Origin of the sequence: Arthrobacter sp. zg-Y1110 (assembly GCF_025244865.1) — a bacterium.
In the GTDB taxonomy this organism is placed as follows: domain Bacteria; phylum Actinomycetota; class Actinomycetes; order Actinomycetales; family Micrococcaceae; genus Arthrobacter_B.
In genome coordinates, this window is sequence record NZ_CP104272.1 from 1,453,924 (window position 1) to 1,478,069 (window position 24,146).

The window sequence follows — 24,146 nt, forward strand, 5'->3', positions numbered from 1 at the left end:
CTGAAAGTAATGTCGCTACCGCTGTTCTGGTTTATCGTGATTGCCTTCCTATGGGTCGGGTACCTTTTCCTGGAGGGCTTCGACCTCGGGGTGGGCATGCTTATGAAGCTGATGGCCCGCGACGAGAAGGACCGCCGGGTACTGCTGAACACCATCGGCCCGGTGTGGGACGGCAACGAAGTCTGGCTGATCACGGTCGGTGCAATGACTTTCGCGGCTTTCCCGCTGTGGTACGCCTCGTTGTTCTCCGCCCTGTACATCCCCTTGGTCATTGTGCTGCTGGGGCTCATCTTCCGGGCCGTGTCCATCGAGTACCGCGGCAAGCATGACAGCGACAGCTGGCGCAACCGCTGGGACTGGGGCATGGCCCTGGGCTCCTTCGCGGCTGCCTTCGGCGTCGGTGCCGCGCTCGGACTGACCACCACAGGCCTGCCGCTGAATGAGAACGGCGACCGCGTGGGCGGGGCGTTTGCCTGGCTGACTCCGTACGCGGTGCTGGGCGGAGTGGCCGTGGTGGCCTTCTGCCTGATTCACGCCTGCGTTTTCCTGATGCTCAAGACCGACGGACAGATCCGTGACCGCGCCAAGCGCATCGTGACCCGCTGGCTGCCCGTGGGCATCCTGCCCTTGGCGGCATGGGCCATCATCGTGCAGTTCATGAACGGCAAGGCCGCCACGCTTCCCCTGTTGGTGATCGCGGTGGTGGGAGCCCTCCTGGCCTGGATCTACGCCCGCCGGGGCCGTGACGGTTTGAGCTTCATCAGCCTTGGGATCTTCCTGGTGGCCGGAGCGGCGACCATCTTCGCCTCCATGTACCCCGTGGTGCTGCCCTCCACGCTGGATGCAGCCTGGAACCTGACGGCGGAAAACGCTTCCGCGTCCCCCTACGCCCTGAAGGTCATGAGCTGGGTGGCCCTGTTCGGCCTGCCGGTAGTGGTGCTGTACCAGGGCTGGACCTACTGGGTGTTCCGTAAGCGGGTCACCACCGAGGCCATCCCCGCCCCCCACAGCTTCAAACCGCAGTGAAGCCGGTCCTTCCGGTCAGCGCCACCAGCCGCCGTGCGCTGTACCTCCTCGGGCTGCTGGCAGCCATCAAGGCTGCGGGGCTGGTACTGCTGGCCGACGCCGTAGCCATCGGCATCGCCGGCCTGGCCGCCGGCGGTCCGGAGTGGAACCGCGTGTTCCTGCTCGGCACCGCCGGCGCCGTGCTGCGGTCCGTGGCTGTATGGGGCCAGGACACCGTGGCCCAGCGTGCGGCCGCAGGGGTGAAGGACGAACTGCGCCGGCAGCTGTCCGTACGGGTACTGGCCGACGGCGGCACCGTCCCGGGGATGGGCAGCGGTGCGCTGAGCGTCCTGCTTACCCGCGGGTTGGACGGACTGGACAACTACTACTCCAAGTACCTGCCCGCACTGGTGACCTGCGCCGTCGTCCCCCTGCTGGTGGGTGCCCGCATCCTCGCCGCGGACTGGATCAGCGCCGTCACGATCGTGCTGACCGTACCCCTCATCCCGGTCTTCATGATCCTGATCGGCCTGCACACCGAGGACAAGACCGCCGCCGCGGTGGACGCGCTGAACCGGCTCTCGGACAACATGCTGGAGCTGGCCAAGGGCCTGCCCGTGCTGGTGGGCCTCGGCCGCGCCCGTGCGCAGACCCGGGCACTGCGCGACGTCGCCGACCGTTACCGCACCACAACGCTGGCAACCCTGCGGGTGGCGTTTATGTCCTCGCTGGCATTGGAACTCATTGCCACTATCTCGGTGGCCCTGGTGGCGGTATTCATCGGTGTCCGGCTGGTGCACGGCGGCATGCCGCTGGAATTGGGGCTGCTGGCCCTGATCCTTGCACCGGAGTGCTACCAGCCGCTGCGTGACCTGGGTACCGCCCACCACGCCAGCGAGGACGGCCTCGAAGCACTGAACCGGACCAACGCGGTGCTGGACGCTCCGGCGGCCGTGCCGCTGGCGGACGCTTCAGCCGCCGCTGAGGAAACCGCCGGGTCGGCGCTCGTGGTCCGGGATTTGACCATCGCCTACGAAGGCCGGCCGCATCCTGCCGTGGAGAACCTCAGTTTCACGGTCCCCGCAGGTGCCATTGCCGCCCTGACCGGTTCCAGCGGGGCAGGAAAAACCTCCGTGCTGGAAGTCCTGGCCGGGCTCCGGCGGAACGGCGGCGACACCCGGCTGGACGGCAGCGTGCAGGGCATCAGCCGCGAAACGCAGGCGTGGATACCCCAGCATCCCGTCCTGGTCGAGGACACCGTTGCCGAGGAGATCGCCCTCTACGCGGGTTTTCCGGTGACCGGGTCCGGCAGTGCCGAAGGCCCGGACAGTGCGGGCCGCACGGCCGCCCGCCGGGCACTCGACCGCATTGACGCCGGGCACCTGCTCGATTCCGCCACCGCGGACCTGAGCCCGGGTGAGCAGCGCCGGGTGGCCGTGGCACGGGCACTGGCCCGCATCGAAGCGAATCCCGGCGTCCGGATCCTGCTGGCGGATGAACCTACCGCACACCTCGATTTCCGCAGTGCCTCGGCTGTCCGTGCAGCCCTGTCCGCCCTGAGGGGACGGACCACCGTGCTGCTGGTAGCCCACGACGCCGCCACCGCAGCCATCGCCGACACCGTGATTCCGGTTGAAGCGGCGGCGGGTGCAAGCCTGCCCCGGGAACGCGTCAAGGGCAAGCATGCGGCATCCCTGGCAGCTGCTGCCCGCAGGGCCCCGGTGGAGGTTCCTGCCGGTTCCGGTCCGGCAGTTGCCGCCGACGCCGGTCCCGGGAAAGAGGGCGGCTCGGCATCCGGCAGCCAGGCAGCCGGCACAGCCGCGGAGCCGACCTCGGGCCATGAGCCGCTGTGGAAGAACCTCCTGGTGCTGAAGCCGTGGAGCAAGCAGTTTGTCCTGGCCCTGGTGCTCGGCACGGGGGCCACCATGTTCGCCGTCGCGCTGACGGCCCTGTCCGCCTGGCTGATCGTGCGTGCCGCGGAGCAGCCGCCGATCCTGTACCTGCTTATGGCGATTGTCGGCGTGCGGTTCTTCGGCATCGGCCGGGCATTGCTGCGGTACCTGGAGCGGCTCTCCCTGCACGACGCCGTCTTCCGTGCCACCAACACGCTGCGGGTCCGGCTCTGGAACGGGCTGCTGCAGCGCCCCGAAGGCTGGCGCCGCGTGGCGCGGGGTTCGGGTGCCCTTGAACGCCTAGTGGGTGACGTGGACGAGCTGCGGGACATCGCGCCCCGGGTGGTCTTCGCACCCCTGACCGGCCTGCTGACCGCCGTCGGCGCCTGTGTAGTGACCTGGCTGCTGGTCCCGGAAGGCCTGGCAGTGCAGCTGGCGCTGACCGTGGTGGGGATGGTCATCGCTCCGCTGCTTGCCCTGTTCGCCGATTCCGCTGCCCGCGCAGCCACTGTGAACCTCCAGGCCCGGTCCATGTCCTCCATGGCACGCCTGCTCACGGCTGCCCCCGATCTGGAAGCCAACTCAAGCTCGGCCCCGGTCCTGGCCCGCCAGGAGCAGTTCGAAGCAGCCGCGGCTCGGGCGGTCCGGCGCAGCGCCTGGGCCCAGGGCCTGGCCAATGCCGTCACCGCCCTCGCCTGCTCCCTTGCAGCGCTTTACATGATCAGCGCTTCGCAGGACGGGCCGGCCACCGTGGCCGCGGTGGTGGTCCTGGTGCAGCTGGCGCTGATTGAGCCTTTTGTCGCAGTCAACGGCTCCATCCAGCAGTTCTCCGCGTGGCGCACCCTGGGGGACAAGGTGCTGCCGGATCTGGGCACGGAAGACGTCGCGCCCGATGACACCGCAGGGGAAACCGCTGCCCGGAAGAGCTTTGGCAAGGTCCACGTACTGGAACTGGATAACATCAGGTACCGCTATCCCGGCGCTGCCGCAGATGTGCTGACCGGCGTGGACCTCAGGGTCTCCGCAGGGGAGTGGGTAGCCGTCACCGGTCCCTCCGGCAGCGGCAAATCCACCCTGCTCGGTGTGCTGCTCGGCTTCCTGCCGCCCCGAAGCGGTACCTATCTGATCAACGGCGTTCCTGCGCAGTCGGTCCCGCAGGCAGCCCGGCGGATGGCGTGGTGCCCGCAGGAGGCGCACCTGTTCGACTCGACCCTCCGCGGGAACCTGCTGCTGGCCCGTGACCGCGCCCTTGCCCCGACGGAAGCCGAAATGATCGGCTCCCTTCGCGCTGTTGGCCTGGGGCCGCTGTTCGACACCCTGCCCGACGGCCTGGATACAGCCATCGGCGCCGGCGGGCATTTCCTCTCCGGCGGCCAGCGCCAGCGGCTTGCCGTGGCCCGTGCGCTCCTCGCGGCGGCCGACGTCGTGCTCCTGGACGAGCCCACGGCCCACCTGGACGCGGAGGCGGGGGCGCAGCTGATGGCCGACCTGAAATCCGGCCTGCAGGGCAAAGCCGTTGTGGTGGTGACCCATAATCCGGCCGATGCTGCCTGGTGCGGGCGGGAGGTCTCACTGGGAGCGGTGCTGTTGTCCTAGGGTGGATGGATGCAGACGCCTTCCCCACCCCTGTTCCCCGGGCCCGAAACCGGCCTGCGCTGGCGCTCCATCGGAGCTGACGACGTCGACGCCTGGTATGCCCTGATCCGCAGGATGGCGGAGGCGGACAAACCCGGATGGGTGGAGGACCGCAGGGACCTGGAGCAGGCGCTGGAAACCACCTCCGGGGATCCCGCAAAGGACACGCTGATCGGGCTGGACAAAACCGGTGCGGCGCGGGCGTACGGCCGGATCGCCTTGAACCCCGGGTCGGAGACCGGCTCGGGCTTCGGCGGCGTCGACCCGCAGTGGCGGCGCCGGGGCATCGGGTCGAAGATCTACCGCTGGCAGGAAACCCGCCTGCGCCAGCGGCTGCTCACGGAGCACCGGAAACACGGCGTCCTGCGCACCTACGCCGAGGAATCCAACGCCTCCCAGGTGGCACTGCTGCAGTCCGAAGGCGCCCACGTGGTCCGCTACTTCACCGAGATGAGCCGGCCGCTGACTGGCGGCCTGCCGGACGCCGTACTGCCGGAGGGTATGGAGTTCCGCACCTTCTCCCCGGAGATTTCCGACGCCGTACGCCGGGCGCATAACGAAGCGTTCAAGGACCACTGGGGGAGCGAGCCGCGGAACAAGGAGCGGTGGGGATTCACCATCGACCATCCCCAGTTCCGGCCGGACTGGAGCTTCGCGGTGGTGGATACCGGGTCCGGGGAAGTTGCCGCCTACCAGTTGGCGAGCTTCGACCCGGAGAGCAAGGACATCCACGGCTACAAAGAGGGCTACACCATGCTCCTCGGGGTGCGGCGGGACTGGCGGGGACGGAAACTTGCTCCGGCGATGCTGCGTGAGGCAATGCGCCGCTTCCGGGAAGGCGGCATGGACAACGCCGGGCTCGGCGTGGACACGGAGAACCCGTCCGGTGCCCTGGGGCTGTATGAAAGCCTGGGCTATAAGCCCACGCACCGGGAAGTGGTCTTCGACAATACGGTCCTGTAGCAGGGGCCGCGGGAAGAGCGCGCTACCGGTCCGAGGGGGCCGTGTCCGGGGACGTTGCCGAGGGGACCGTGTCCGGGACCGTGAGGATCCAGATGGCTTCCGCTGCGGGCAGGCCCAGGTCCAGCGTCCGGCCCCCGGCTTCAATAGTCAGCGTGCCGGCATAGGGCTGGCGCTGCACCACGGACACCATGGTGTCCAGGTGAAGGCCCAGCCCGGCGAGGTAGCGCAGCAGTTCGGGTTCATTGTCGGAGACACGGGCCACCGTTCCGCGGGAACCGGGTTCGCACCGGCTCAGCCGCTGTGCATCAAGGACGGGGAAACTGCCGTCGCGGGCCGGGATCGGGTCGCCGTGCGGGTCACGCACGGGATTGCCGAGGCGCGCCGCCAGGGCATCCACCATCTTGTCCGATACGGCGTGCTCGAGGTGTTCGGCTTCGTCGTGGACTTCGTCCCAGCGGTAGCCCAGGTACTCCACCAGGAACGTCTCGATCAGCCGGTGCCTGCGGACCATGCCCACGGCGGCCTTCTCGCCCGCGTCGGTTAGGGCAATCGACCCGTAGCGGGCGTGCGTCAACAGGCCCTGGCCGGTCAGTTTCTTTACCGCCTCGGAGACCGACGACGGCGAGAAGCCCATGTGTACGGACAGCGCGGACACCGTCAGGGGTTCATCCGTCCATTCCTGCGCGGTCCAAATGACCTTCAGGTAATCCTGGCTTGCTGTCGAGAGTTCGCTGTGTGCCACGGGTTCCACCTTACTGGCAGGACTCCGCCCATCGGGAATAAATACCCCCTAGGGGTACTTGAATTGATACCCCGGCAGGGTATAGCTTGGATGCAGTCAAGGATTGGAGCAGAGGCAATGGACGCAGTGACGCAGAATGTTCCGGAAACCGTGGAGACCCACGACGGGCCGCATGGTTACGCGTCGGATAAAGACGCCTACCTCCGCCGGCTGCGCCGGATTGAGGGCCAGGTGCGGGGAATCGCCCGCATGGTCGAGGAAGACAAATACTGCATCGACATCCTCACCCAGGTCGCAGCCATCAACAAGGCGCTGCATGCGGTCAGCCTTGGGCTGGTCCAGGACCACATGTCGCACTGCCTGGTGGATGCCGCGCAGGAATCCGAACGAACCGGCAATCCCGAGATTGTTACCGCCAAGGTCCAGGAAGCGGCCGACGCCATCGGCCGCCTGCTGCGGTAGGACCGGCACCCGATCCATTCACCCATCCAAGGAAGAAGATTCGCATGGAAACCACCACACTGAACATCTCAGGCATGACCTGCGGCCACTGCGTCGCCTCCGTGACCGAGGAACTGGAGGCACTCGACGGCGTCGACAAGGTCTCCGTGGACCTGAACGCGGGCGGCATCTCAACCGCGACTGTCACCGCGAACCGAAACCTCAGCACCGCTGAACTGGGCGAAGCGGTTGCTGAAGCCGGTTACCTGGTGGTCGACGCCGACGCGTAGCGGCTGTACCAAGCGCGTCGAAGCGGATACTGCGCACAGGAAGTAGGAGAAGGGAACCATCATGGACACTCGCGAACAAGCGGCAACCAGGGCAGTCGAACTTGAGATCCAGGGCATGACGTGCGCTTCCTGCGTGGCGCGGGTGGAGCGCAGGCTCGGAAAGATCGACGGCGTCGAGGCCTCAGTCAACCTGCCGCTGGAAAGTGCGCGGGTCACCGCCCCCGCAGCCGTTTCAGACCAGCAGATTGTCGACGCCGTTAATTCCGCCGGTTACAACGCCCGGCTGAAAACCCGGCACCCTGCCCGGCCGTCCGCCCACGGAGGGCACGCCGCCGCGGCACCGGGAGCGGACGCCGGTAATGAAACGCCGGCGGAACACGGCGAAGGGCACATGCCCGGCGAACACCACATGTCCGGCGGCGACCACATGTCCCACGGCGGAACTGCCGCACAGCTGCGTCCCCGGCTGATCCTGGCAGCGGTCCTCAGCGTTCCGGTCCTGCTCATCTCCATGGTTCCCGCACTGGCATTCCCGAACTGGGGATGGGTGGTGGCGCTGCTCGCGCTGCCCGTGGTGACCTGGTCCGCGTGGCCCTTCCACCGTGCGGCGGCCATCAATGCCCGGCACCTTGCCTCCACCATGGACACCCTGGTCTCCATCGGCGTCGCGGCGGCCTACCTGTTCTCGGTAGGACAGCTGGCCGTCGATCCGGGACTTACCGCGGATCCGGGCATGGGATCGGACCCGCACCTGTACTTCGAGGTCGCCTCGGTGGTGGTCACGTTCCTGCTGCTGGGCCGCTATCTGGAGGCCAACGCCAAAACCAAGGCAACGGATGCGCTGAAGGCACTGCTGAACCTGGGCGCGAAGGACGCGACGGTGCTGCGGGACGGAGCGGAAGTCCGCATCCCGGCGGACCGGCTGGAAGTCGGCGACGTGTTTGTTGTCCGGCCCGGGGAAAAGATACCGGCTGACGGCGTGGTACTCGAGGGCCGCTCGGCGGTGGATGCCTCCTTGATCACCGGCGAGTCGCTGCCCGTGGAGGTGGATGTCAACAGCCCGGTCACGGGTGCCACCATCAACACCTCCGGCCGCCTGCAGGTGCGGGCCACCCGGGTAGGCAGCGAGACCACCCTGGCGCAGATGGGCCGCCTCGTCAGCGAGGCCCAGTCGTCCAAGGCACCGATCGCCCGGCTTGCGGACCGGATCAGTGCCGTGTTCGTTCCGGTGGTCCTCGGGATCGCGGTCCTGACCTTCGTGTTGTGGATGCTCCTCACCGGCGACCTGCAGGCAGCCTTCACTGCCGCCGTCACGGTGCTGGTGATCGCCTGCCCATGTGCCCTGGGCCTCGCCACCCCGGTGGGCCTGCTGACCGGAACCGGCCGCGGCGCGCAGCTGGGCATCCTGATCAAGGGCGCCCAGGTGCTGGAGGATACCCGCACAGTGGACACCATCGTGCTGGACAAGACCGGCACCATTACCTCGGGCCGGCTGTCCGTGGCCCGGATCCGGCTGCTGGACAATGAATCAGCGGACCTCACCGCGGATGACGTGCTGCGCCTGGCCGGCTCGGTCGAGGATGCCGGGGAGCACCCGATTGCCCGGGCCATCGCCGCGTCCGCACGTTCCGGTCCAGGCACCGTGCCGGTCACCGACTTCGATTCGGCACCGGGCGGGGGAGTCCGCGGCACCGTGGACGGACACCGCATCGTGGCCGGGCGCCCGGCCTGGCTGGACGAAAACGGGGTTGACCTGCCGGATGCTGCCTACGCCGCGCTGCGGGAAGAGCAGGAAGCCGGCGCCACTGCCGTCCTGGTGGCGGTCGATGACCGGGCGGCGGGAATCATCAGCCTGCAGGACACCGTCAAGGAAGGCTCCGCGGAGGCCATTGCAAGGTTCCGCAGCCTGGGCCTGCACCCGGTGCTGCTGACCGGCGACAACGCCGTGGTGGCCGCCCAGGTCGCGGAACAGGTGGGAATCCCGGCCGAGGACGTGCTTGCCGATGTCCGTCCCGAAGGGAAGGTCGACGCCGTCCGGCGGCTCCAGGCACAGGGACGCACCGTTGCGATGGCCGGGGACGGCGTGAACGACGCCGCGGCACTGGCCCAGGCGGATCTGGGCATCGCCATGGGCTCCGGCACCGACGTCGCCATGGAAGCAGCCGACCTGACCGTGATGGGCAGCAGCCTGGGACAGGTGGCCACCGCCGTCGAACTCTCCCGGCGGACGCTGGCGACCATCAAGACCAACCTGTTCTGGGCGTTCTTCTACAACGCGGTGGGCATCCCGGTGGCAGCCTTCGGACTGCTCAACCCCATGATCGCGGGGGCGGCGATGGCGGCGAGCTCGGTGCTGGTGGTCGGCAACTCGCTGCGGCTGCGCAGTTTCGGTAAATAGGAAGGCCGACAGGCAGAGAGCAAAAAACGGGCCGGTCAGCGGAGCATGCAGCTCCCGCGGACCGGCCCGTTCTTCGTTGTTGCTGTCTGCCGTCGTCAGCCCTGGCTTGGTCCCACGGCATCTACCGCGTTGGCCAGGGGCACCCCGGAACCGTCCCGCCGGCCATGCTCGGTGGGCAGGGCCCGCGCCACGCCGTTGGCCGCGGACGCCTTCGCGGGACCGTGTCCGGCCCAGGCCACCGACAGTGAATCTTCGCCCTTCAGGAAGCGGTGCGCCCGGACGCCGGCCGTGGCCCGGCCCTTGGCCGGGTATTCGGCAAACGGTGTCACCTTCACCGAGCCGCCGGGGGTACCCGGCAGTGCCTCGGTGGTGGTCGAAACGGTGACGACGACGGCGTCGGGATCCTCCGCGGCCACGGCACCGAAGAACACCACGGCGTCGTCGGCGGCCAGTTTGATCCCGGCCACGCCGCCTGCAGTACGGCCCTGGGCACGGACCGTAGAGGCAGGGAAGTGCAGCAGCTGCGCCGACCGGGTGATGAAGACCAGTTCATCCGTCTCGTCCGCAGCCACGGACACCCCGATGACCTCGTCCTTGGGCTTGAGCGTGATGGCTTCCCAGTCATCGCGGTTCAGCGGGTAATCGGGATTGACCCGCTTCACCACGCCGTTGCGGGTGCCGATGGCCACCACGGCGTTCAGCGGAACGAGTCCCACCAGCTTCTCGCCCTTGCCCAGGGTCATGAATTCCTTGACCGGCACGCCGCCGGCAAGGTTCGGCAGGCCGGCGGTCGAGGGCAGGGCAGGCAGGTCAAGGACGGAGATCCGGATCATCCGGCCCGAGGAGGTCAGTGCCCCGATCTCGCCGCGGGCGGTGGTCTTCACCACCGAGCGGAACACGTCGTGGCGCACCCGCTGCCCTCCTTCGGTGAGCGGTTCCTGGTCCGAGGTCCGGGCCACCTGTCCGGAGGCGGACAGGATGGCCCAGCAGGGATCGTCCGGGATCTCCAGCGGAAGGATGGCCTTGGCGCCCTTGCCTGCGACGCCGGCGGCAGCGGTCACTGCCGCACCCTTCAGGGGTGAAGCGGCCTCCGATTCGAGCAGCACCGTACGCCGCGGCGTCGCGTATTTGGCTGCCACTTCGCCCAGTTCGTCCGAGACCAGGGAGCGCAGCCGCTGCTCGGAGCCGAGGATCGCCTCAAGCTCCTCGATGGCTTTGCGCAGCTCGTCCTGCTCCTTTTCGAGCTCGATGCGGGAGTACTTAGTCAACTGCCGCAGGCGCAGCTCGAGGATGTGGCTGGCCTGGACTTCGGTCAGGTCGTACACGGCCATCAGCCGTTCCCGGGCCTGGGCCGTTTCGTCCGAGGAGCGGATGATCTGGATGACCTCGTCAATGTCCACAATGGCGATCAGCAGGCCCTCGACCAGGTGCAGCCGGTCCTTTTTCCGGCTCAGCCGGTAGGCGGTGCGCCGGCGGACCACGCCGAGGCGGTGTGCAACGTAGACCTGCAGCAGTTCAACCAGGCCCAGGGTCCGGGGCTGCCCGTCCACGAGGGTGACGTTGTTGATGCCGAAGGAATCCTCCATGGGCGTGAACTTGTACAGCTGGGCCAGCACCGCGTTGGGGTTGAACCCGTTCTTCAGCTCGATCACCAGGCGCAGGCCGTGGCTGCGGTCGGTGAGGTCCACAATGTCGGAGATGCCCTGCAGCTTCTTGGACGTCACGGCGTCCTTGATCTTTTCAATGACCTTTTCCGGACCGACCATGTAGGGCAGTTCGGTGACCACCAGGCCGGTGCGGCGCGCGGTGAGCTGCTCCACCTCCACCTTGGCGCGGGTCTTGAAGGAACCGCGGCCGCTGGCATAGGCATCGCGGATGCCGTCCAGCCCGACAATCCGTCCGCCCGTGGGCAGGTCCGGTCCGGGGATGAAGCGCATCAGCTCCTCCAGCCCGGCGTCCGGGTTGGCGATCAGGTGCTGGGTGGCAGCAATAACCTCGCCGAGGTTGTGCGGCGCCATGTTCGTGGCCATGCCCACGGCAATACCCGTGGCACCGTTGACCAGCAGGTTGGGGAAGGCCGCGGGCAGCACTTCGGGCTGCTGGAGCTGGTTGTCGTAGTTCGGGACAAAGTCCACTACGTCTTCGTCCAGGTGATCCGTCAGGGTCAGGGCCGGGGCCGCCAGCCGGGCCTCCGTGTAACGGGCGGCGGCCGGACCGTCGTCGAGCGAGCCGAAGTTGCCGTGGCCGTCGATCAGCGGCAGGCGCAGTGCCCAGTCCTGGGCCATGCGGACCATGGCGTCATAAATGGCCGTGTCACCGTGCGGGTGCAGCTTGCCCATCACCTCGCCCACCACCCGGGCGGACTTCACGTGCCCGCGGTCCGGCCGCAGCCCCATGTCGGACATCATGTACAGGATGCGCCGCTGGACAGGCTTCAGGCCGTCGCGTGCATCGGGGAGGGCACGCGAGTAGATCACCGAGTAGGCGTATTCGAGGAAGGAGCCCTCCATCTCGGTGGTGACATCTATCTCGATGATGTTCTCGGCGATCTTTTCGCCGGGTACGGATTTGGAGACGGGTTGGCGCCGGGCCATGCTTTTGTCGAATCCTTGCAGTGTTAGGGGACAGGGATTGCGCGCCGTACATAGTCCACGCGGTGGGGAGCCACGCTGTACAGAGCGGGTGGATGACTATGGGGAAGTTTGCCCACTACTCTGATTCTATGGTGGAGCAGGGACATTACCCCGAATATTGGGAAGCCGACGTCGTGTTGCGGGACGGGGGGACCGGCCATCTGCGCCCCGTTTCCCCCTCCGATGCGGACGCGCTGCAGGCCTTCCACATGCGGCAGTCGCAGAGTTCCATCTACCTGCGGTTCTTTACGTATAAAGCCAAGCTCACCAATAAGGAGCTGGAGCGCTTCACCAACGTCGATTACCGGGACCGGGTGGCGTTCGTCATCACCATTGGTGATGAAATCATCGGCATCGGCCGCTACGACCGCCTCGACGATCCCACCGAAGCCGAGGTTGCCTTCAACATAGCCGACGGCCACCAGGGCCGCGGGCTGGGGTCCATCCTGCTGGAGCACCTGGCCGCCGCCGCCCGCGAAAACGGCATCCGCCGGTTCTCCGCGGAAGTCCTTCCCGAGAACCGCAAGATGATCGACGTCTTCGCCGACGCCGGGTACGAGGTAAGCCGGCACTTCGACGACGGCGTGATCGCCCTGGACTTCAACATCGACCCCACCGAGAAATCGCTGGCGGTCATGGAAGCCCGGGAACACCGCGCCGAGGCCCGCAGCGTGGCCGACCTGCTCTCGCCGTCGTCCATCGCCGTCATCGGAGCCAGCCGCGAATGGGGCTCGGTGGGCTACCAGCTGCTGGAGCACATCATCGAGGGCGGCTTCAAGGGATCCGTCTACGCCATCAATCCGGAAGCCTTCGAACTGGCCGGCATGATTTCCTACAGCCGGATCGCCGAAGTGCCGGAAACGGTCCAGCTGGCCGTCATTGCCGTGCCCTACGAACAGGTCCTGGAGGTGGCGGACGAGTGCGCTGCCGCCGGGGTGAAGGCCCTGCTGGTGGTGACCGCCGGTTTCGGACCGAAGGGCCCGGAGGGGCTGGCCCGGCAGCGGGCCCTGGTCCGACGCGCACGGGCCCACGGCATGCGCGTGGTCGGGCCGGCGTCGCTGGGCCTGATCAACACCCGGCCGGACGTGTCCCTGAACGCGTCCATGGCGCCGGCCCTGCCCCGGCGCGGGGGACTGGGGCTGTTCAGCCAGTCCGCTGCCATCGGCGTCCTGCTCTACGCCACTGCCCAGCGGCGCGCGCTGGGGCTGTCCTCCACCATCTCCGCCGGCAACCGGGCCGACGTCTCCGGCAATGACGCCATGCAGTACTGGGAGGACGATGCTGATACCCGCGTGGTGGCCATGTACCTGGAATCGGTGGGAAACCCGCGTAAGTTCTCCCGCCTGGCCCGCAGGCTGGCGCGCACCAAACCCGTGATTGTCGCCAAGTCGGACGTGACCGGCCTCCAGCTTCCGCCCGGCCACGCCGTGCGCACAACGCAGGCCCCTCCGGGCGCCCTGGACGCGATGCTCCGCCAGTCCGGCGTCATCCGCGTGAGCACCAACGAGCAGCTGATCGACGTGGCGCAGATCGCTGTCAGCCAGCCGCTCCCGCGCGGGCGCCGGGTGGCTGTTTTCAGCAATTCGGCGGCCCTGGGCCGGGTCCTGGCCGATGCCTGCACCGGACTGGACCTGGACATCACCCGCCTCGAGACGGAACTGGCCCTGGACACCGGGATGAGCGTGGCACTGCCGCAGCTGCGCCGCACGGTCACCGAGGTGCTGTCGGACGATTCGGTGGACGCCGGCGTCGTCGCCATCCTCCCGGCGCCGGGACTGAGGACGGAAGCGATAGCCGCCGTTCTGGCCGAATGCGTGCAGGAGACCGGCAAGCCCCTGGTCGCTGCCTTTACCGGGATCGTGGATCCCCGGGCGCATGTCGAGGGCCTGCTCGCGGCGGACCCCGACGTTCCAGGCGGCGGGTTGCCCTGCTTCAGCAGCCCCGGCGCAGCGGTCACCGCCCTGGCCTCGGTGGTGCGCTACACGGAGTGGGCGCACCGGGACCACGGCAGTTTCGTGGAACCTGCCGGTCTTGATACCGAAGGAGCCTCGGCCTACCTCGACTCGTTGATGGACCGGGTGGAAGGCGATGCCCTGACCCGGCTGGACCAGGAGCAGACGGCAAGGCTCTTGGAGTTCTACCGCATTTCCGTGCTCCCCGCCGTCAGTTTTTCCACGCCGGAGGAAGCAGTGGCCGCGGCCGAACAGCTCGGCTGGCCCGTGGCGGTCAAGACCCGTGAAGGGCACCTGCGCCACCGCCTGGACCTCGGCGGCGTGCGGCTGAACATTTCCACGCCGGAAGCGCTGCGGACCAACATCGAGCAAATGCACCAGGCCCTGCGCCGCTACGGCGAATTCGAAATGGAAGTCCAGTCCATGGCCAACAGCGGGCAGGGCTGCCGCATCCGGGCCATCGAGGATCCGCTGCTGGGACCGGTGATCTCCTTCGGACTCGCCGGTGACGCCACCAGCCTGCTGGATGACTGGGCGCACGGCGTTCCACCCCTGACGGACCGCGACATTGCCGACCTGGTGCGGGCACCCCGTTCCGCTGCCAAGCTCTTCGGCTACCAGGGACTGCCCGAAGCGGACATCGCGGCACTGGAGGACCTCATCGCCCGGCTGGCCGTCCTGAAGGATGAGCATCCGCAGATCGCACTGATCGACATTAATCCGGTCCTGGTCTCCGCCGACGGCGTGACGGTGCTGAGCGCCGACATCCGGCTGGGGAACCCGCAGCGCCGCACCGACAGTGCCCGGCGCGCAATGCGGGACTGATCTTTTCCACCACCCGCGCGCCATTTAGGCATGTAGGGGCGGTCTGGGGGAAACTGGAAGCATGTCGCCGTTACTTTCCGCTGAACGCCGCAGCCTTGACGCATCCATGGAACGGGCAGGCTTCTACCCGACGCTTTTGGCCGACGTGGTCCACGATGCCCTCGACGGCCGCGAACCGCTGTCCCACCTGATCCACCTCGAAACCCATTTTGAGCGTACCGAGGTGCACCGCCACATCACGGTCCTGGTGCTGACCGAGGACATGCTCGTCATCACCCACGTCGATGACCAGCAGCTGGACGAGGCCGGCGAGCAGATGATGGCGCAGGTCTCCACCGAATCCGTGCCGGTAACGCAGATCCGTTCCGTGGTGCTGGGCTACATGTACGCCCAGCCGCAGAACTACAAGCCGTCGGACCCGGCGCGGGAAATGACCCTCGCCATTGCCTGGTCCGGCGGACAGCGCCTGGACATGGGTCCCGCCGGCTGTGCGGATCCCCAGTGCGACGCAGACCACGGCTACACCGGAACCATTGCCCAGGAAGACATTGTGCTGCGCGTCAGTGCGGAGGCCGACGGCGCCCAGGCCGTCCAGAACGCCAAGGCCTTCGCCCGCGCCCTGCGCAAGGTGAATACGGATACCACTGCGGCTCCCCGCCCGATGGACGGCGGCGACCCGCGCCAGCGCATGCCCGGCATCGGCGGACGCTTCAACCGCGCCCACCCGCAGCGCTAGCACCGTGGCATCAAACCCCGCTGCTCCTGACCTCCTGCCCGCAGCACCGGCCTACGGAACCCGTTCCGTAGCGGACGTGCTGTCCAGCGCCGCGGCCGTGCTGGGCGTGCCCGGCTATGAAAACCTGCTGTCCCTTCCGGCGGCCCGGCGGGTGTGCGTGGTGATGGTGGACGGGCTGGGCCTGTCGCTGCTCAAGAAGCGCGGCGGGCATGCCCCCTTCCTGAAGGGATTCCTGCCTGCCGCGCGCACCCTCAGCGCATCCTTCCCCACCACAACGGTTGCGTCGCTGGCTTCCCTGGGCACCGGGCTGCCTCCCGGCCGGCACGGACTCGTGGGATACGACGTCCTGGATCCGAACCAGGACAAGGTAGTAAACATGCTCGGTTCCTGGGATCCGGGGGTGGACCCGCTGCAGTGGCAGCCCTATCCCACCATCCTGGAGACCGCCGCGGAGCACATTCCGGTGGCTACGGTCAGCCTGCCGCGCTTTGCCGATTCCGCGCTGACCCGGGCCGCGCTCCGAGGCGGCACATTCATCCCGGCATCCGGGGTGCACGCCCGGGTATCGGCCGCTGTCGACGCCCTGGCAGGTGCGGACCGGATGCTGATGTACCTCTACTGGAATGAACTGGACAAGGCGGGGCACCGGTACGGTGCAGCTTCCCCGGAGTGGGGCAACGAGCTGGAAGAACTCGACAGCGCCCTGAAGCGGCTCGTGGCAAGGGTGCCTGCCGGCACCCTGGTGGTGCTGACCGCAGACCACGGCATGGTGGATGTCCCTGCTTCCCAGCGGTTCGATTTCAGTACCCAGCCGGAACTGATCGACGGCGTCCGGCACACGGCAGGCGAGCCGCGCATGGTCCATCTGTACCTTGAACCTGACGCAGCAGGAGATGATGCGCTCAGCCGGCTTAAAGCCGCCTGGCAGGCTGCCTACGGCACCCGGGCATGGATTTTCACCCGCGACGAAGCAGTGCGTGCAGGTTACTTCGGACCCGATGTGGATGCTGCCGTCCTGCCCCGTATCGGCGACCTCATGATCGCCGCACGGGAGCGGATTGCACTGTTCGACACCCGCCGGGTTGCTGCCTCGGCACTGGAGGTCACCGGCCAGCACGGGTCGCTCACCAAGGCAGAGTGCGAAGTCCCCCTCCTGGTCCTGGCGCAGCCTGAAACACGCAAGCGCACGTCCTCTCCGGCGCAGGGAGGAAAGTAGCCATGGCGGAACTGGTCTTTTTCTCAGGCACCATGGACTGCGGCAAATCGACGCTCGCGCTCCAGATGGATTACAACCACAGCGCCCGCGGCCGCGGCGGAATCCTGTTCAGCCGCAATGACCGGGCGGGAGAGTCCATGATCTCCAGCCGCCTCGGACTGCAGACGCCGGCGGTTGAAGTGCGTGACGACACGGATTTCTGGGCCGAGGTGCTGCGCTGCAGGGCAACGGGGCACAACGTGGACTACTTGATCTGCGACGAGGCACAGTTCTACAGCGCCGCACAGGTTGAGCAGCTGGCCTCCATCGTGGACGAGATGGACATTGACGTGTTTGCGTTCGGCATTACCTCCGACTTCCGGACCCGGTTGTTCCCGGGGTCGCAGCGCCTGGTCGAGTTGGCGGACCGCATGGAGGTCCTCCAGGTCCGCGCCCTGTGCTGGTGCGGGCGGCGCGCCACCCACAACGCCCGCACCGTGGACGGGGTAATGGTGACGGAGGGGGACCAGGTGGTGGTTGGCGACGTCGAGTCCCGCACCCCGGCGCCGGCCGCTGCCGCCGAAGCGGAGCTGCCGCTGTTTGCGGATGAGCCGTTGTTCGAGGACCGGCCCTTGTATGACGATCAACCGTTGTTCGACGCAGATGACCTGCTGGCTCCCGGAGCTGCAGGGTCTGCGGCCGGAACGTCGGCGGAAGCCGCCCCCGTTATCGGTTACGAAACACTGTGCCGCCGGCACTACATGCGCCGGGTTACCGCACAGCAGGCAGCCGCCCTCACAGACGCAGAGGAATCAGCGTCGGTGTGTTGCGTGGAGTCCACCAGGGCGGAAACGCCCTAGGCAGGACCTTCGCGCAGGGCGGTCCGTTCCGGTGCCCCGGTTCAGGGCCGGGTGCACCGGGCCACTAGCTCGACGGCGGCCGGATAGTTGGCCCGGCCGCCCCAACGATGCCGATGGTGGTTGTTCTTCGGGACTAGTCGCCCTTGGTGCCGAAGACAATCTCGTCCCAGGACGGGACCGAGGACCGCTTGGGCTTGATGGCGCGCCGTTCCTGGGCGCCGTCGTCCTTGCCCTCTGCCTTATCGGCGTCGGACGGCTGCTGGCCCTTGCCTCCGCTGGGCAGCCGGTCCCACGGGAAATCGCGTCCGGCGTTCTTGCGGGCGGAAGATTCCACCGGTGCCTCGTCCGGAACAGTGGTCTCTGCTTCCGCAGGCGGGTTGGGCGTTTCCTCGTCGGTAGCGCCCGCGGCAGGTTCTTCGGTACGGGTTGCACGCCGGCGGAAGGGCCGCGCCAGTACGCTGATCTCCCGGGTCTGGGTAACGCTGCCGGGAAGGGCTACCGGATCTACCGGATCGTCGCTGTCGGAGTCGACCGACGGCGCCAGGGTCAGGCGGCCGGTACGCGGCCGCTTGCCGTTGCTGTCCTCATCCTCCGTATCGGGGCTGCCCTCCCGCGGGTGCGCCGCGGGGACGCTGCCCTTGGACAGCAGTGTTGCCAGGGCATCGTCGCCGTCTTCATCGCTGCCCAGCCGCTGGCCGCGCCGCGACCGCAGGACTTCGAGGATGTCGTCGGTGTCGTCGGAGGACGCACCGCCTTCTGCTTCGAAGTCGAAGACGCGGTCCGCGACGGCGGCCAGGCGGCGGGTGGGCACGGGTGTGTCCAGTGGTTCCAGTTCGCTCAGGACCTGGGCCCAGCGGTTGGTGTTCGTAACGCTCTTGCGCAGCGGGCTGAAGATCCAGCGGGCGGGCGGTTCCTCGCCGACGGCGACCCGGGACTTCTCGGTGAGCTCGAAGCGGGCCACCACTTCCCAGGTTCCATCCGGGCGGCGCCAGGCATCCCACTCGACGGAATCGGGGTCAACTCCGAAGGAACGCAGCCGGTGCAGCACCATGTCGCCGAGGTTTACCGGATTCTCGCCAAAGGCACTGCGGTAACCGTCATGGGTGGCGGACATGGGCGCAGCAACCTCAACGCCCTGCGCCTGCCTGGCAACGTACTCACGCTCAGCGAGCACGGGACCTTCGTAGCGGCGGATATGCGCCAGGTCGTGGCCGGAAAGTTCGGCAACCTCTTCGGCGCTGGCGCCGGATCGAATGCGGGCCTGGATATCCCGCGGAGTCATGGTGGTGCCGGCTGCCGGAGCAGCCTGCGGTGCGGACCGGTGTACGGGGCGCGATGCCGCCACCCGGAGGGCTTCATCAATCCGAAGACGGAAGGTTTCCCCGCCCTTGCCGCTTAACAGCAGATGTTCGCCACCTTCATGGACACCCACCAGCCGTAGATCCTGCATCAAAAAGTCCTCCACCCGATAGCAATTCCTTCTTGAAACAATGCCATCCCCGGCGCCGAAAACCTAAGCTTTGGCCGGGTGTGGCGCATTTGGAAAGGGGGCAGGATTGCCGTCCCTGCGCGGGAGCGCATGTGCCGAGCAGCAGCCGGTTCGCTTTTTGGCCCTTTGTGGGTAAAAATCTGTGCTTTACGGGCACAAAACAGGTATCCGTGGCGTTGATATCTCCGAGTCACCGACGCGGGTCCGGAAGGGTCGGTCCAACCCGGGGCTCAGGCAGTAGCGGACACCACTCAAACGGACGGCGAGATAAGACACTATGGCGACAGATTATGACGCCCCGCGCAAGACCGAGGAAGACGCCGGAGAAGAGTCGATAGAGGTGCTCAAAACGCGGCGCACCCCTGTGCAGACAGCGGTCGTGGACGAAGACGAGGCAGAAGCGGCCGATGGCTTCGAGCTCCCGGGGGCGGACCTTTCCGGCGAGGAGCTGCTGGTCCGGGTCCTTCCGGCGCAGGCCGACGAGTTCACCTGCGCCTCATGCTTCCTGGTCCGTCACCGGTCACAGATAGCCCTTGAAAAGAACGGCATGTTCTACTGCGTGGACTGTGAGGGCTGATTCAGCGCCCGGAGGTGAGTGCCTCGACCAGCTTTTCCGGACGGCGCGTGGAGGTCAGCCAGTACGGCGTGCGGTCCGCCGGATCTGTGATTTCAATACGGACCACGGGGGAGATCCAGCCGCGGATGCACATGTAGGCCGTAGCGTTCAGTGCCGGACCGCGCTGCATGGTGGCGTCTTCGCCCCGGAACGCCTCGACCTTGCCGATGAAGCGCCGCTCAATCTGCGCCCGTCCAACCTGCAGGGTTTCCGGGGTAACCCGGATCTGGGGAGTCGAGATCACCAGGAGTACTGCCAGGATGACTGCGGCGACTACGGCGCCGGTGATGCCAGCCGCCAGGCTGATCGGGACAAACACAAGGATGCAGGCCGCGGCGAGGAGGGCGGCGACGAACCAGATCCCGAAGGAAGGTGTGAGGCGTTCGGAGTACAGCACGGTGCCGGCCGAGCTCTTTGAAGAAGGGCTCTTTGCAGAAGGGGATGACATACCCCCAGCTTTTCACCTTTGGCGGAGCATTTCATCCCGCGCCGTGCCGGTGGGCAAATGCCCGGCGACCGTACAGGAAAACGCGCTAAAGTGTGGTGGTTGGCCCGGGGGCCTGGGCCGAACGGCCCTGCCTCCCGGATGCTTCCACCGCCCCCGCAGCCGTCCCGGCTGCTGTTGTTGGAATCTATTGAAACCGGAGAAACTGGTGCAAGATGCAGGGACCACGCTGAAGGTACAGCTGAAAATGCTCGACGACGGGCTGGAACCGCCGTCGTACGCACACCCCGGCGACGCCGGAGCCGACCTTCGCTCCCGGATCGATTTCACCCTTGCGCCGGGGGAACGGCAGCTCATTCCCACCGGTGTTTCGCTGGCCCTGCCTTTCGGCTACGCAGCCTTTGTCCACCCCAGGTCCGGGCTCGCCACCAAGCACGGCATCAGCATCGTCAACGCGCCCGGGACCGTGGACGCCGGCTACCGCGGAGAAATCTCCGTCACCCTGATCAACACGGATGCGACGCAGCCGGTGACGCTGCGGCGCGGCGACCGGATTGCCCAGCTGGTGATCCAGCGCGTGGAAACGGCCGAGTTTGTTCCCGTCGATGAGCTCCCGGATTCCGTCCGGGGAGCCGGGGGATTCGGATCCACCGGAGGATTCACCGCAGTTCCAGCCTGACCCGCAACCGGACCGCGGACAGCGGCCGTACTAAGAACTTGCAGACAAGAGAGAAGGAACTTCGGTTATGGCATTTGGGCGCCGTAAGAAAACCAAGGCAGAGGAAACCGCCGGGCCGGAAGCAGCAGCGGCCGCGGACCCGGCAAACGCCGACGCCGGCAGTGACGCCGTACAGGCTCCGGCCGCCGGTGGTCCCTACGACCTGAGCGAGCGTCCCTCCGAGGAGGGCTATGTTGATCTCGGAGCGCTCCGGATCGCCGCCTCCCAGGGGCTGCAGCTTCGCCTGGAGGTTGAGGAAAAGACCCAGCGCGTGGTTGCCGTGACGCTGGACCTGGAGGGATCCAGCCTTCAGCTGCAGGCCTTCGCCGCTCCCCGCTCGGAGACCCTTTGGGACGACATCCGGGACCAGATCGGCAAGTCCGTGGGGTCGCAGGGCGGCACAGTGGATGAACTCTCCGGTACGTTCGGCACCGAGCTGCTGGCCCGGGTGCCCGCGCAGGCACAGGACGGCTCCAAGGGCTACCGTGTGGCCCGCTTTGTCGGTGTTGACGGTCCCCGCTGGTTCCTCCGCGGAGTCTTCGGCGGCCCGGCGGCCATGAATCCCGAAGCCGCCGGCCCCCTCGAGGAAGTCTTCCGCAACGTCGTGGTGGTCCGGGGCGAGCAGCCCCTGCCGCCGCGCGACCTGCTGCAGCTGCGCCTGCCCCGCGATGCTTCCCCGCTCCCGCGTGCCGACAAGGGTGCCGCCAAGCCGGCCGCACCCGAGCGCGGCCCGGAAATCACGACGATCGGCTAACCGGTGCCAGCCGTTACCGCTTCCACGCACTGCGCGAGCATCAAGTCCCTCCCGGAGCGCGGCCGGGCATACTGCCGCGGCTATGTCTCGGCCATCACAGTGGTTCCGGCCAACGACCCGCCGCGGTTTACCGCCGTGGTGGAAGACTCGATGGCCGCCTACCGCGAAAGCCCCCTGGCGACCCGGGCGAAGGTGCGCCTGGTCTGGGTGGGCCAGCGCAGGGTGCCGGGGATCGAAGCCGGAACCTGTCTGGCCTTCGAGGGCATGGTGTCGAATGTTGACGGCCGCCCCACCATCTTTAATCCGCGATACGAAATCATTGGACGCCCGGAGGCCGACGCATGAGCACACCCAAGCAGCCGGAAGAGGGCCAGCCGGACCTGAACCAGCTCGCCGGACAATATGCGGCCCGGGCCGGAGTGGAACGCCGCGATGACGGGCAGATCGATGTACTCAAGTCCGTCGGCGGCATCCGGGGACTGGCCGAGGCGATTGTTCCCGGGCTTCTCTTCACCCTGCTTTACACCGTGGGGGCGGAGCTGAACCTCTCGCTGGGTGCGGCCGTAGCCGCAGCAGCCGTGTTTTCAGTGGCCAATCTTCTCCAGCGGCGCCCGTTGATGCAGTCGCTCACCGGTGTGGCAGGCGTCGCCATCTGCGCCTTCGTGGCACTGCGCAGCGGTGACGGCGCCACGTACTTCGTCCCCGGGTTCTACCTGAACGGCGCCTACATCCTGGCGTTCCTGATCTCGATCGCAGTCAAATGGCCGGTTGCCGGACTGTTGTTCGGGATGATCCGCGGCGAGAACCTGGACTGGCGCGCCGCGCCGGTCCGCCTGAAGGCCTACACCTGGGCCAGCTGGATCATCGTGGCGGTCTTCGCCCTCCGGCTGGCCGTCCAGCTGCCCCTGTTCCTGGCGGACAATGTTGCCGCGCTGGGCACCATGCGCCTGGCTATGGGTGTGCCGCTTTATGCGCTGGGACTTTGGCTGGCATGGGTGGTCTCCCGGCCCTCGGCCGTCGTGGCCCCTGAATCCGCGAGCGGGTCCGGCCCTGCTGCGGGGGACTCCTCTGCTGCGGGGGACTCCGCCCCACGGGATTCGGCAGCGCCCGACTCGGCGTCCAGGGATTCCTGACGGGCGTGTGCGGCCGCCGCGGCCGCGGCCGGGGATAGGACTGCCCGCAGTTCGTCTTCGGCCGCAATCGTGGTGATGAAGAACAGCTCGTCACCCGGCTCCACGACGTCGTCGTTGCTCGGCGTGATGGGTGCGTCGTCGCGCAGGATCGCAACCACGGTGGCATCCAGCGGCCAGTCGATCGATCCCAGGGTCCGGCCCGTGAGATGCGAATCGGCGGGAACGGTGAACTCCACCATGGAGGACACCCCGGTCTGCAGGCTCAGCAGCCGGACCAGGTCGCCGATCTCCACGGCTTCTTCGACCAGGGCGGTCATCAGGCGGGGCGTGTTTACGGCCACGTCCACCCCCCAGGAATCATCGAACATCCAGTCATTCTTCGGATTGTTCACGCGGCCTACAGTGCGCGCAACGCCGAATTCGCTCTTGGCCAGCAGCGAGACCACAAGGTTGACCTTGTCATCGCCGGTGGCGGACACGACGACGTCGGCTTCCTCCAGCTGCGCATCCTTCAACGTGGTCAACTCGCAGGCATCGCCGATCAGCCACCGCGCTCCGCGCAGGCCGCTGCGGCCCACGCACTCGGGCTTCTCGTCAATCAGCAGGACATCGTGGCCATGGGAGAGCAGTTCCTTGGCGATGGACGAGCCCACGCTGCCGGCACCGGCAATAACAACTTTCACAGGGACTCCTTGGCTGGTTCCTTGGACAGGATCTTGCTGATTTCCGCGGTCCGGTCAACGGACATCATCGCGTGCAGGACATCACCCTCCTGGTAGCTGCTGTCCTGGCGCGGCAGGGTCCCTTCCCCGAACCGGGTGACATAGGCAATCCGCACACCCGCGGCAGTCTCGATGCTGACCAGCGACCGGCCCAGCCAGCCCTCGTGCAGGGACAGCTCACCCAGGATCAGCCGGCCGGAGGACTCCCTGAAGTCGCCGTTGATGCTCTGCTCGGGCAGGATCCTGCGCAGCACCTGGTCGGCGCTCCACCGAACGGCCGCAACCGTGGGGATGCCGAGCCGCTGGTAGATCTCCGCACGTCCCGGATCATAGATCCGCGCGACGACGTGGCCTACGTGGAAGGTCTCACGCGCCACGCGGGTGGCCAGAATGTTTGAGTTGTCGCCGCTGGAAACGGCGGCAAACGCATAGGCCTCTTCGATGCCCGCTGCCTTCAGCGTCTCGCGGTCAAAGCCGACGCCGGTCACCTTGCGTCCGGTGAAGGTCTGCCGCAGCCGGCGGAACGCCCGCTCGTCCTGGTCGATGATGGCGACCGAATGGCCGGCATTGTCCAGGGTATGGGCGAGGCTGACGCCTACGCGCCCGCACCCCATGATCACGTAATGGGCCAACTGCCCTACCTCGGTTTCGGTTTGGTCCTGCCGCGGACTGCCCGCCGCGGAAAAGCGGCCGCGCCGCTGT

The 24,146-nt window shown here is 67.4% G+C and carries 20 protein-coding genes and 1 pseudogene; 15 read left to right on the forward strand and 6 right to left on the reverse strand.

Features of this window, described 5'->3' with window-relative positions:
* The first annotated feature begins 9 nt into the window (after window positions 1–9).
* The 3 genes from cydB to N2K99_RS06685 are packed head-to-tail and all read left to right on the forward strand — an operon-like array spanning window position 10 to window position 5,495.
* On the forward strand, window positions 10–1,026 hold the full coding sequence (gene cydB, locus N2K99_RS06675) for a cytochrome d ubiquinol oxidase subunit II (protein ID WP_227933280.1): 1,017 nt from the start codon (window positions 10–12) through the stop codon (window positions 1,024–1,026).
* On the forward strand, window positions 1,023–4,493 hold the full coding sequence (cydD, locus tag N2K99_RS06680) for a thiol reductant ABC exporter subunit CydD (protein ID WP_227933281.1): 3,471 nt from the start codon (window positions 1,023–1,025) through the stop codon (window positions 4,491–4,493). Before cydB ends, cydD begins: the two co-directional genes overlap by 4 nt.
* 9 nt (window positions 4,494–4,502) lie before the next feature.
* The gene (locus N2K99_RS06685; RefSeq protein ID WP_227933282.1) at window positions 4,503–5,495 is read left to right on the forward strand and encodes a GNAT family N-acetyltransferase; all 993 of its coding nucleotides are present in this window, start codon (window positions 4,503–4,505) and stop codon (window positions 5,493–5,495) included.
* A 22-nt stretch (window positions 5,496–5,517) separates the two neighbouring features.
* Here N2K99_RS06685 and N2K99_RS06690 read toward each other — a convergent pair whose 3' ends face one another.
* Window positions 5,518–6,237, reverse strand: a complete 720-nt coding sequence (locus N2K99_RS06690; RefSeq protein WP_227933283.1) for a metal-dependent transcriptional regulator — start codon at window positions 6,235–6,237, stop codon at window positions 5,518–5,520.
* A gap of 117 nt (window positions 6,238–6,354) precedes the next feature.
* On the opposite strand from N2K99_RS06690, the gene N2K99_RS06695 reads away from it, so the two are divergent.
* The 3 genes from N2K99_RS06695 to N2K99_RS06705 all read left to right on the forward strand — a co-directional run bounded on the left by N2K99_RS06695 (window position 6,355) and on the right by N2K99_RS06705 (window position 9,366).
* Window positions 6,355–6,699 (forward strand): metal-sensitive transcriptional regulator, encoded by a 345-nt coding sequence (locus N2K99_RS06695; protein WP_227922467.1) that lies wholly within the window; start codon window positions 6,355–6,357, stop codon window positions 6,697–6,699.
* Window positions 6,700–6,743: 44 nt separating this feature from the next.
* Window positions 6,744–6,968, forward strand: coding sequence for a heavy-metal-associated domain-containing protein (locus tag N2K99_RS06700; protein ID WP_227933284.1), 225 nt, complete (start codon window positions 6,744–6,746; stop codon window positions 6,966–6,968).
* Between the two features lie 61 nt (window positions 6,969–7,029).
* Window positions 7,030–9,366: a cation-translocating P-type ATPase gene (locus N2K99_RS06705; RefSeq protein WP_227933285.1), complete on the forward strand. Its 2,337-nt coding sequence runs from the start codon at window positions 7,030–7,032 to the stop codon at window positions 9,364–9,366.
* A gap of 95 nt (window positions 9,367–9,461) precedes the next feature.
* On the opposite strand, the gene N2K99_RS06710 is transcribed toward N2K99_RS06705, so the two are convergent.
* A complete protein-coding gene (locus N2K99_RS06710; protein WP_227933286.1) occupies window positions 9,462–11,960 on the reverse strand; it encodes a DNA topoisomerase (ATP-hydrolyzing) subunit A in 2,499 nt (832 codons plus the stop codon).
* Between the two features lie 128 nt (window positions 11,961–12,088).
* Here N2K99_RS06710 and N2K99_RS06715 point away from each other — a divergent pair, with 128 nt between their 5' ends.
* From N2K99_RS06715 to N2K99_RS06730, 4 genes are all read left to right on the forward strand, one after another.
* On the forward strand, window positions 12,089–14,776 hold the full coding sequence (locus N2K99_RS06715) for a GNAT family N-acetyltransferase (protein ID WP_227933287.1): 2,688 nt from the start codon (window positions 12,089–12,091) through the stop codon (window positions 14,774–14,776).
* A 61-nt stretch (window positions 14,777–14,837) separates the two neighbouring features.
* Window positions 14,838–15,512 (forward strand): DUF5998 family protein, encoded by a 675-nt coding sequence (locus N2K99_RS06720; protein WP_227922454.1) that lies wholly within the window; start codon window positions 14,838–14,840, stop codon window positions 15,510–15,512.
* Between the two features lie 4 nt (window positions 15,513–15,516).
* The gene (locus N2K99_RS06725) at window positions 15,517–16,728 is read left to right on the forward strand and encodes an alkaline phosphatase family protein (RefSeq protein WP_227933288.1); all 1,212 of its coding nucleotides are present in this window, start codon (window positions 15,517–15,519) and stop codon (window positions 16,726–16,728) included.
* Window positions 16,729–16,730: 2 nt separating this feature from the next.
* A complete protein-coding gene (locus tag N2K99_RS06730; RefSeq protein WP_227933289.1) occupies window positions 16,731–17,567 on the forward strand; it encodes a thymidine kinase in 837 nt (278 codons plus the stop codon).
* A gap of 133 nt (window positions 17,568–17,700) precedes the next feature.
* On the opposite strand, the gene sepH is transcribed toward N2K99_RS06730, so the two are convergent.
* Window positions 17,701–19,017 carry a septation protein SepH gene (sepH, locus tag N2K99_RS06735; RefSeq protein WP_227922446.1) on the reverse strand — a complete coding sequence of 439 codons (1,317 nt, stop codon included), beginning with the start codon at window positions 19,015–19,017 and terminating at the stop codon, window positions 17,701–17,703.
* 316 nt (window positions 19,018–19,333) lie between these two features.
* Between sepH and N2K99_RS06740 the strand changes: the two genes are divergently transcribed.
* Window positions 19,334–19,633 (forward strand): DUF4193 domain-containing protein, encoded by a 300-nt coding sequence (locus tag N2K99_RS06740; RefSeq protein WP_227922443.1) that lies wholly within the window; start codon window positions 19,334–19,336, stop codon window positions 19,631–19,633.
* A gap of 1 nt (window position 19,634) precedes the next feature.
* Here the strand turns inward: N2K99_RS06740 and N2K99_RS06745 are convergent, their stop codons facing one another.
* Window positions 19,635–20,120: a DUF3093 domain-containing protein gene (locus N2K99_RS06745; protein WP_227922439.1), complete on the reverse strand. Its 486-nt coding sequence runs from the start codon at window positions 20,118–20,120 to the stop codon at window positions 19,635–19,637.
* Window positions 20,121–20,364: 244 nt separating this feature from the next.
* Between N2K99_RS06745 and dut the strand changes: the two genes are divergently transcribed.
* The 4 genes and pseudogenes from dut to N2K99_RS06765 all read left to right on the forward strand — a co-directional run.
* Window positions 20,365–20,796: a dUTP diphosphatase gene (gene dut / locus N2K99_RS06750; protein ID WP_312847334.1), complete on the forward strand. Its 432-nt coding sequence runs from the start codon at window positions 20,365–20,367 to the stop codon at window positions 20,794–20,796.
* A gap of 67 nt (window positions 20,797–20,863) precedes the next feature.
* The gene (locus N2K99_RS06755; protein WP_227922434.1) at window positions 20,864–21,589 is read left to right on the forward strand and encodes a DUF3710 domain-containing protein; all 726 of its coding nucleotides are present in this window, start codon (window positions 20,864–20,866) and stop codon (window positions 21,587–21,589) included.
* Window positions 21,590–21,592: 3 nt separating this feature from the next.
* Window positions 21,593–21,934, forward strand: a complete 342-nt coding sequence (locus N2K99_RS06760; protein WP_227922430.1) for a hypothetical protein — start codon at window positions 21,593–21,595, stop codon at window positions 21,932–21,934.
* Window positions 21,931–22,539 (forward strand): annotated as a pseudogene (locus tag N2K99_RS06765) (DUF3159 domain-containing protein); the annotation flags it as partial. The gene N2K99_RS06760 and the pseudogene N2K99_RS06765, both read left to right, overlap by 4 nt.
* 17 nt (window positions 22,540–22,556) lie before the next feature.
* Here N2K99_RS06765 and N2K99_RS06770 read toward each other — a convergent pair.
* Both N2K99_RS06770 and N2K99_RS06775 read right to left on the reverse strand, forming a co-directional pair.
* Entirely contained in the window at window positions 22,557–23,405 is an 849-nt protein-coding gene (locus tag N2K99_RS06770) for a TrkA family potassium uptake protein (protein ID WP_227933291.1), read from the reverse strand.
* Window positions 23,402–24,076 (reverse strand): TrkA family potassium uptake protein, encoded by a 675-nt coding sequence (locus tag N2K99_RS06775; protein WP_227922425.1) that lies wholly within the window; start codon window positions 24,074–24,076, stop codon window positions 23,402–23,404. Before N2K99_RS06775 ends, N2K99_RS06770 begins: the two co-directional genes overlap by 4 nt.
* Window positions 24,077–24,146: the final 70 nt, after the last annotated feature.